Source organism: Streptomyces durbertensis (assembly GCF_014156695.1).
GTDB classification, from domain to species: domain Bacteria; phylum Actinomycetota; class Actinomycetes; order Streptomycetales; family Streptomycetaceae; genus Streptomyces; species Streptomyces durbertensis.
The window spans coordinates 1-3,077 of sequence record NZ_WMLF01000554.1; the positions used below are offsets into that span (position 1 = coordinate 1).

A 3,077-nucleotide genomic window follows, 5' to 3' on the forward strand; every position below is an offset into this window, starting at 1 on the left:
AGACGCGGCCGTACCGGCTGGTTCCGGGGGCGTGGCAGTGATGTCCTACGTCGACGGGTACTGGTGTGAGGCCGTCGTCCGCAGCCCGGAGGCCGAGGGGGAATGGCTGCTCGGTACGCATCTGGCACGGTCTCCGGCGGAGGCGATGCGATGGCTGCGGGCGCAGGCCGAGCGCATCGCACGGGCACTTGATCCGTTGCCGGGCGGCGGCGGGCCCTTCCCGCCCACCGCGCTGCACGCGGGTGACAAGGCGGGGGCGCACGTCGGGCACGTGCTGCGGGAGTGGCTTGACGACCGGACCTACCAGGAGACGCAGCGCCGCGCGCTGGAGGAAGGTCGGCACATCAGCGCGAACGCCGGTGCGCCCGACCGGGTCGCGGGCGCGCGCGACGAGGCCCAGGTGTACTACTCACTGTCCTGTCGGCCGATCACCCGGCGCCGGGCGGTGGGGCTGCTGGCGGGAGAAGCGCACTACGGGACGACCGGGCGAACGCCGGTGTGTCCGGCGGGCGGCGTGAGAGACGACGAGGAGTCGCTGTCCGGCGACGCCGTGAGCGAGGGGCCGGTGGGCGGTGGCGCGGCGGAATCGTCCCTCGGGCAGGTTCTCTACTGCGTGATCATCGCTGCGCTGCTGTTCCTGATCGTCGCTGGGACGACCCCGCGATAGCCGGGCCTGCCCGCCGTCCAGTCCGGAGCGGACCGACCCGCGCGGCGGAGGGCTCACGCCTCCGCTATGACCACCGCCGAGGCGATTCCCGCGTCGTGGCTGAGTGACACGTGCCATTTCTGGACACCCAGCTCCTCCGCCCGCGCGGCGACCGTGCCGCGCACGGTGAGGACGGGCTGGCCGCTGGGCTCGGTGTGCACCTCGGCGTCCGTCCAGTGCAGGCCGGGTGGCGCCCCCAGTGCCTTGGCCAGTGCCTCCTTGGCCGCGAACCGGGCGGCGAGCGAGGCGACGCCGCGTCGCTCGCCGCTCGGCAGGTACAGCTCGCTGTCGACGAAGAGCCGGTCGGCGAGTTCGGGCGTGCGCTCAAGCGCCTGCCCGAACCGTTCGATCTCGGCCACGTCGATCCCCACCCCCACGATCATCGACGGCTCACTCGACCGTCACGGACTTGGCGAGGTTGCGGGGCTGGTCGACCTCGTTGCCCCGGGCGGTGGCCAGTTCGCAGGCGAAGACCTGGAGCGGCACGGTCGCGACCATCGGCTGGAGCAGGGTGGGGGTGGCAGGTACCCGGATGAGGTGGTCGGCGTAGGGGACGACGGACTCGTCGCCCTGCTCGGCGATCACGATGGTCAGCGCGCCCCGGGCGCGGACCTCCTGGATGTTGGAGACGATCTTGTCGTGCAGCACCGAGCGCCCGCGCGGCGAGGGGACGACCACGACAACCGGGACGCCGTCCTCGATGAGCGCGATCGGGCCGTGCTTGAGCTCTCCGGCGGCGAAGCCCTCGGCGTGCATGTACGCGAGTTCCTTGAGCTTCAGCGCGCCCTCCAGGGCGACGGGGTAGCCGACGTGGCGGCCGAGGAAGAGCACGGTGTCGCGGTCGGCGAGGCCGCGCGCGAGTTCCCGCACCGGTTCCATGGTCTCCAGTACCGCGTCCACGTCGTCGCCGATCCGGGCGAGCTGGCCGATGACGGACTGGATCTCGTCGCCCCACTTGGTGCCGCGCACCTGGCCGAGGTAGAGCGCCACCAGGTAGCAGGCGACAAGCTGGGTGAGGAACGCCTTGGTGGAGGCGACGGCGACCTCGGGTCCGGCGTGCGTGTACAGCACGGCGTCGGACTCGCGGGGGATCGTGGAGCCGTTGGTGTTGCAGATCGCGAGGACCCGGGCGCCCTGCTCGCGGGCGTGCCGCAGCGCCATCAGGGTGTCCATCGTCTCGCCGGACTGCGAGATGGCGACAACCAGAGTGCGCGAGTCCAGGATCGGGTCGCGGTAGCGGAACTCGCTGGCCAGCTCGGTCTCGCAGGGGATGCGCGTCCAGTGCTCGATGGCGTACTTGGCGATCATCCCGGCGTGGTAGGCGGTGCCGCACGCCACGATGACGATCTTGTTGACCTCGCGCAGCTCACCCGTCGGGATGCGGATCTCGTCGAGGTGGAGCTGGCCGGACGCGTCGATGCGGCCGAGGAGGGTGTCGGAGACGGCCTTCGGCTGCTCGGCGATCTCCTTGAGCATGAAGTAGTCGTAGCCGCCCTTCTCGGCGGCGGAGGCGTCCCAGTCGACGTGGTAGGCGCGGGTCTCGGCGGGGGCACCGTCGAAGTCGGTGACGGTCACGCCGTCCCGGGTCAGCTCGACGACCTGGTCCTGGCCGAGTTCGATGGCCTCGCGGGTGTGCTCGATGAAGGCGGCCACGTCGGAGGCGAGGAAGGTCTCGCCCTCGCCGACGCCGACGACCAGCGGCGAGTTGCGGCGCGCGCCGACGACCGTGTCCGGCTGGTCGGCGTGCACGGCGACCAGCGTGAACGCGCCTTCCAGGCGGCGGCACACCAGGCGCATCGCCTCGGCCAGGTCGCCGCAGGAGGAGAAGTTCTCCGCGAGCAGGTGGGAGACGACCTCGGTGTCGGTCTCCGACTCCAGCCGGTGGCCGCGCTCGGCCAGCTCGGCGCGGAGGGCGGCGAAGTTCTCGATGATGCCGTTGTGGACGACGGCGACACGGCCCGCGTTGTCCAGGTGCGGGTGGGCGTTGCCGTCGGTGGGGCCGCCGTGGGTGGCCCACCGGGTGTGGCCGATGCCGGTGCCGCCGGTCGGCAGCGGACGCTCGTCCAGCAGCTTGGTGAGGTTGAGCAGCTTGCCGGCCTTCTTCGCCGTCGCCAGGCCGCCGTCGGCGAGCACCGCGACGCCCGCCGAGTCGTAACCCCGGTACTCCAGCCGGCGGAGGCCGGCGATGACCACATCGAGGGCGGACTGCCCTCCTACGTATCCCACGATCCCGCACATGCGCAGCAGCCTACGGTGTCCCCACGCGGTCTCCGCCGACGACCGGCCCGCGATATCCGGATCCGGGCACGTCCGGCGACGTGGTCCGGATCACCCCCGCCCAGCGGGGCGTTCGGGCGGCACGGGCAGACAA

Annotated in this window: 3 protein-coding genes; 1 reads left to right on the forward strand and 2 read right to left on the reverse strand. The window is 71.9% G+C overall.

Annotation, left to right across the window (positions count from 1 at the left end; genetic code table 11):
• Positions 1-667 (forward strand): hypothetical protein (locus GL263_RS24210; protein ID WP_323379543.1); only part of this gene is annotated, 667 nt, incomplete at its 5' end.
• A gap of 53 nt (positions 668-720) precedes the next feature.
• Here GL263_RS24210 and GL263_RS24215 read toward each other — a convergent pair.
• Positions 721-1,089: a holo-ACP synthase gene (locus GL263_RS24215; RefSeq protein WP_182857873.1), complete on the reverse strand. Its 369-nt coding sequence runs from the start codon at positions 1,087-1,089 to the stop codon at positions 721-723.
• Positions 1,090-1,096: 7 nt separating this feature from the next.
• On the reverse strand, positions 1,097-2,944 hold the full coding sequence (gene glmS, locus GL263_RS24220) for a glutamine--fructose-6-phosphate transaminase (isomerizing) (RefSeq protein WP_182857874.1): 1,848 nt from the start codon (positions 2,942-2,944) through the stop codon (positions 1,097-1,099).
• Between the last annotated feature and the right edge of the window lie 133 nt (positions 2,945-3,077).

Excerpts from the sequence above, each read along its gene's own strand:
- GL263_RS24215 (WP_182857873.1), bottom strand. The coding sequence starts at position 1,089 with ATGATCGTGGGGGTGGGGATCGACGTGGCCGAGATCGAACGGTTCGGG.
- glmS (WP_182857874.1), bottom strand. The coding sequence starts at position 2,944 with ATGTGCGGGATCGTGGGATACGTAGGAGGGCAGTCCGCCCTCGATGTG.